The sequence below is a fragment of the Planktosalinus sp. genome (assembly GCF_059864935.1).
This window is the reverse complement of the sequence record NZ_JCBCCK010000106.1, coordinates 1-6,460: the sequence shown is the minus strand read 5'-3', so window position 1 is coordinate 6,460 and position 6,460 is coordinate 1. Positions and strand designations below refer to the sequence as shown.

The 6,460-nt window shown below is 43.2% G+C and carries 3 protein-coding genes; all 3 read left to right on the top strand.

The window, feature by feature from the left end; all coding sequences use genetic code 11:
- Positions 1-419: 419 nt before the first annotated feature.
- Entirely contained in the window at positions 420-2,720 is a 2,301-nt protein-coding gene (locus AC6F75_RS04600) for a phosphate acyltransferase (RefSeq protein ID WP_500713771.1), read from the top strand.
- A gap of 185 nt (positions 2,721-2,905) precedes the next feature.
- Complete coding sequence (gene ruvA / locus AC6F75_RS04595) at positions 2,906-3,487, top strand: Holliday junction branch migration protein RuvA (protein ID WP_500713770.1); 582 nt, start codon at positions 2,906-2,908, stop codon at positions 3,485-3,487.
- A 3-nt stretch (positions 3,488-3,490) separates the two neighbouring features.
- Positions 3,491-6,460, top strand: a 2,970-nt coding sequence (gene sov, locus AC6F75_RS04590; protein WP_500713769.1) for a T9SS outer membrane translocon Sov/SprA, incomplete at its 3' end; no start/stop codon positions are given.

The window sequence follows — 6,460 nt, the reverse complement described above, 5'->3', positions numbered from 1 at the left end:
CGCTTTTATCCCTCACGCAAAAAACAATCACATCAAACCAATCGGTACTTTTAACCAATAACCAATACACCATTAACAAAAAGACGACTCCCTCTCCGCCTCCCGCCAAATGCGGGCCGGGGCAAAGCGGACGAAACCCACTCCGCTAAAACTTTAGAATTTAACAACCCTCCCCCTTTAGGGGGGACACAGGGAGACACAGGGGGGGGCTGCAAGAGTTTATAAAACTTTGGAATTTGCATTGCCAACTGAAAGTGTACTGTAGGTTGGGCACTTCAAATTTTCACGTCTCACATCTCATGTCTAAAGTCTCACATCTCACATCTCATGTCTCTTGTCTCAAAAAAAACATTAAAAATTAAATTTCTCCAATTTCAAGAAGTAACTTACCTTTGCTTGTCACACCATTGACTAACCGAATGAGCAAAGAAAGTAGAAGAAGGGAAGCCTTATTGTATCACGCAAAACCAAAACCCGGAAAAATCCAGGTGGTACCCACAAAAAAATATGCCAGCCAGCGCGACCTGTCACTGGCTTATTCTCCCGGGGTGGCTGAACCTTGCCTTGAAATTGCCAAAGACAAAAACAACGTTTACAAATATACCACCAAGGGAAACCTCGTGGCGGTAATCTCAAACGGTACAGCCGTACTCGGACTCGGAAACATAGGTCCCGAAGCCTCAAAACCCGTGATGGAAGGTAAAGGCCTGCTCTTTAAAATCTTTGCAGACATCGATGTGTTTGACATCGAAGTGGATACTGAAGACATTGAAACATTTGTCCAAACTGTAAAAAACATAGCTCCCACATTTGGTGGCATCAACCTTGAAGACATCAAAGCCCCCGAAGCCTTTGAAATTGAACGCCGCCTCAAGGAAGAGCTCGACATTCCCGTGATGCACGACGACCAGCACGGCACGGCCATCATCTCCGCAGCGGCACTCATCAATGCCCTCGAACTGGCAGGTAAAAAAATCAACAAAGTAAAAATTGTGATTAGCGGTGCCGGTGCAGCAGCGGTTTCCTGCACACGACTCTATAAGGCCTTTGGAGCAAAGCCCGAAAACATCGTCATGCTCGACAGCAAGGGGGTCATTCGCAAAGACCACCCCAACCTCAGTATAGAAAAAGGCGAGTTTGCTACAGCCAGAAAAATCGATACACTCGAGGAAGCCCTAAAAAAAGCAGATGTTTTTGTGGGGCTGTCAGTAAGGGACATAGTCACTCCGGCCATGCTCAAAACCATGAGCAAAAACCCCATCGTGTTTGCAATGGCCAACCCAAACCCCGAAATTGAATATGACCTGGCCATTAAAACCCGCGACGACATCATTATGGCCACCGGCCGCTCAGACCACCCCAACCAGGTCAACAACGTGCTGGGGTTTCCATACATCTTTAGGGGGGCACTGGACGTAAGGGCAACAAAAATCAATGAAGAAATGAAAAAGGCCGCGGTATTGGCCCTCGCAGAACTCGCCAAAGAAGCTGTACCCGAGCAGGTCAATATCGCTTATGGTGAAACAAAACTCAATTTTGGCAGAGAATACATCATTCCAAAACCATTTGACCCGCGCCTCATCGCAAAAGTGCCTCCGGCTGTTGCAAAAGCCGCTATGGAAAGCGGTGTGGCAAAAGCACACATCGCAGACTGGCAAAAATATGAAGACGAACTTTATGAGCGCATGGGAGCTGACAATAAAATCGTCAGGCTGCTCATCAACCGTGCAAAAACTGACCCCAAACGCGTCGTTTTTGCCGAGGCAGACCATCTTGATGTGCTTAAGGCAGCTCAAATCCTTCACGATGAAAAAATAGGAACCCCAATCCTTCTTGGGAGAAAAGTGGTGATATTGGAACTTATGCGAGAAATTGATTTTGATGCCCAAATTGAAATCATCGACCCCAAGGACGATGCCCAGGAAGCAAAAAGAAATTTTTATGCCGAAAAGTATTGGGAAAAAAGAAGAAGAAACGGTGTAACACTCTATGATGCCAAAAAATGGATGAGAGAACGCAATTACTTTGCCGCAATGATGGTCAATGTGGGTGATGCCGATGCCCTGATTACCGGCTATTCCAGATCTTACCCTGCTGTTTTAAAACCAATGCTGGAACTCATAGGCAAAATTGACGGGGTGGACAAAGTAGCCGCCACCAACCTGATGGTGACCAAACGCGGGCCGATGTTTCTTTCAGACACCTCAGTCAATATAGACCCCACGGCAAAAGAACTCGCCAAAATCGCACAAATGACGGCTTACACTATGAAAATGTTTGGGATGGACCCGGTCATGGCAATGATTTCATACACCAACTTTGGCTCATCAAAACACGACAGGGCCAGAAAAGTAAGGGAGGCTGTAGCCTTGCTACACCGCACACATCCTGATTTGGTAGTTGATGGCGAAGTGCAAATGGATTTTGCCTTGAACATGGAAATGCACAAAAAGAATTTTCCGTTTTCTAAACTCGCCGGCAAAAAGGTAAACGCCTTGATTTTTCCCAGCCTTGATTCGGCAAACAGCAATTACAAACTGCTCAAAGAATTAAACAATGCAGAATCCATCGGGCCCATTATGCTGGGGCTAAAAAAACCGGTACATATTCTGCAGTTGGGTGCCAGTGTTGAAGAAATTGTAAATATGGCAGCCATAGCAATTATTGATGCCCAGCAAAAGGAAAAAAGAGAACAAAACAGAAAAAAAATAAAAAAGTAATTAATTACGTCAATTTGGTTGCAAACCTAATGAATAGTTCGAGGAAAATCAGGCTCCCTTTAGAGCATGTCCCGTGCTTGACACCGGAGCGGCAAAGCTGATTTTCCGGCTAATTATGGGGGTTCAAATTTTGTGGTGCACTAAAATAAAAATACTATATTTGACGTTTAACAATAAGTTAACACATGATTACCCATATTCAGGGAAGAGTTGTTGAAAAAACACCTACCGGAATTGTTATAGATTGTAATGGAATGGGATATGAAGTCCATATTTCACTAAATACATTTTCAAACCTTCCCCACACTGAAAATGTAAAGTTGTTCACTCACCTGATAGTTAAGGAAGATTCCCATACACTATTTGGTTTTGCAGATCAGTTTGAACGTGAAATTTTCAGGTTGCTCATTACTGTTTCAGGTGTTGGGGCAAGTACAGCCAGAACGATGCTGTCGTCACTCAGCCCAAACCAGGTGAAGGAAGCCATTGCATTGGGCAATGTGGCCACAATTCAATCGGTGAAAGGCATAGGCGCCAAAACAGCTCAACGGGTAATCCTTGATTTAAAAGATAAAATTTTAAAGGTGTATGCCATTGACGAAGTTTTTAACAAACCAAGCAATACCAACAAAGAAGAAGCGTTATCTGCTTTGGAAACATTAGGGTTTTTAAGAAAACACGCTGAAAAGGTATGTGATAAAATTTGTTCAGAAAACCCAGACGCCACTGTAGAAACGATTATTAAATTAGCTTTAAAAAATTTATAAAAATTGGGCACAAAAAATTACTCCTGTAATAAACTTAGGGTCAACCATATATTTTTATTTTTTAGTTTGCTGTTTTTGAGTGTTTCACTGAATGCTCAGGAACCCGACCCTGAACAAATCAACCAGACAGAACAAGACACCACTCGCACCGGCCACTCGTTGGGCCAAATGGTTTTGCCCAACCCACAAAGCATTAGCAATCAATACACTTATGACCCCATTTCAGGGATGTACATATACAACCAAAAACTGGGGGATTTCTCCATATCCCACCCCTTGATCCTTACTCCTGAACAATATCAGGACCTGGTCCTTCAGGAGGAAATGAAAAAATATTTCAAAGACAAAATTGACGCTGCAGACGGCAGAAAAGAAGGCGCCGAAGATGAACAACGCAATTTACTGCCCAGCTTTTATGTAGACTCCAACCTGTTTGAAACCATTTTTGGGGGCAACGTCATTGAAGTAATACCCCAAGGTTCTGTGGAAATGGATTTGGGGCTTTTGTATACAAAACAAGACAATCCCTCTTTTTCTCCCAGAAACAGAAGTAATTTAACATTTGATTTCAACCAGCGAATTAGCCTGAGCTTGTTGGGCAAAGTGGGCGAACGCCTGCAAATCACGGCCAACTATGACACAGAATCCACTTTTGATTTTCAAAACCAAATCAAATTGGAATACACCCCCACAGAAGACCAGATCATTCAAACCATCGAAGTAGGTAACGTGAGTATGCCACTCAACAGTTCGCTCATTCAGGGCGCACAAAGTCTGTTTGGTATTAAAACTGAATTACAGTTTGGAAAAACCCGTGTAACCGGGGTGTTCTCTGAGCAAAAATCTGAAACCCGCAGCGTGGTCGCCCAGGGAGGTGGAACAGTCAATGATTTTGAGGTGTTTGCTTTGGAATATGACGAAAACAGGCACTTTTTCCTGGCACATTATTTTAGGGACAATTATGACAGAACATTGGAGCAATACCCTTATATCAACTCTAATGTGCAGATCACAAGGGCTGAAGTTTGGGTAACAAACCTCAACAATACCACTGAGAACGTTAGAAACATCGTGGCCCTTCAGGATATTGGAGAGGCCGACCCTTCAAAAATAGGGCTTAATTTTCCGCCGGGCGGGTTCATAAACAGGCCCCCAAATTCTTTTCCCGATAACGGAAATAACGATTTTAACCCTTTTGGAATCAATGGGGGGGCACAAACGGTACTCAATGAACAAATAAGAAACGTTTCAACGGTGCAGTCAGGTTTTGGTGGTGTACAGATGAGTGAAGGAAAAGATTATGCAACCCTTGAAAATGCCAGAAGGTTAATGCCCAATGAATACAATTTAAACCGTCAATTGGGGTATGTTTCCTTAAACCAAAGATTAAACAATGATGAAATTTTGGCTGTGGCCTTTCAATATACGGTTAACGGCAGGGTATATCAGGTGGGTGAATTCTCAAACGACGGGGTAAATGCCAATGTTGATGGTGGCATTGGTGGTGAACCCGACCCTGATCCGGACCCAACCCAACCCTTGCCCGGGGAAGCACAGAATATTGTTGTTAAACTTCTAAAAAGCAACATCGTAAACGTCAATCAACCCATCTGGGATTTGATGATGAAAAATATCTATAGCCTCGGAGCCTTTCAACTCGAAAGGGAAGACTTTAGATTAAACATTTTATATACTGACCCTTCACCATTAAATTATATAACCCCTGCAGCCGGAAATGCCAATTTTCCCGCAACCCCACTGCCTGAAGATGTGGACCAAACAACACTGCTCAGGGTATTCAATTTAGACCGGTTAAATTTCAATAACGACCCGCAACAAGGTGGTGACGGCTTTTTCGACTTCTTGCCGGGACTTACCGTTGATACTCAAAACGGAAGGATTATATTTACCACTGTTGAGCCTTTTGGAGAACACCTCTTTAACAAGCTAAGCAGCCCGGATGCTTCTGAAAACTATGAAGTGCCAAGTACATACAACGCAAACCAAAACAAATATGTTTTCAGGACACTCTACCGCAGCACTAAAGTGGTGGCAGAACAACAAGAAAGTGATAAAAACAAGTTCCAGTTAAAAGGCTCTTACAAATCTTCCGGTGCAGACGGTATTTCAATTGGAGCGTTCAATATTCCACAGGGCTCTGTCACTGTAACTGCAGGAGGAAGATTGCTGGTGGAAGGGGTTGACTATACCGTGAATTACCAATTGGGAAGGGTTCAGATTTTGGATCAGGCATTGCTGAATTCAAATACACCCATTCAAATCACTACCGAAAACAACACCGTTTTTGGACAACAAACCAAACGGTTTACAGGCCTGCATATTGAACATAAATTCAATGACAACTTCTTGATTGGGGGTACTTACCTCAACCTGAATGAACGCCCATTGACACAAAAAACCAATTTAGCTTCAGAACCCATTAACAATACGATAATGGGGTTCAATCTAAATTATTCCACACAAGTACCGTTCTTGACCCGAATGGTAAATAAATTGCCCAACATCGATACCGATGTTGAGTCAAACCTGTCTTTGAGAGGTGAATTTGCATATTTGATACCCGGCTCACCAAAAGTCGCAGATTTTGACGGTAAAACAACCGTCTATGTCGATGACTTTGAAGGCTCACAAACACTATTGGACATAAAAACCCCACTTTCCTGGCAACTGGCAAGTACCCCAATTGACTTTGGAGGTGAGCTTGAAAACAACAATCCAGCATACAACTACAATAGAGCAAAATTGGCATGGTATACTATTGACCCGGTATTTTACAGCTCACAACGTCCATCCGGAATTTCAAATGACGACTTGTCTTCCTATGCCACCCGAAGACTGTTTATCAATGAAATATTTCCTGACACTGATATTGTTCAGGGGCAAACCCAGGCAATATTCTCTTTAGATTTATCCTATTTCCCTGATGAAAGAGGTCCTTACAATTTCAATCCC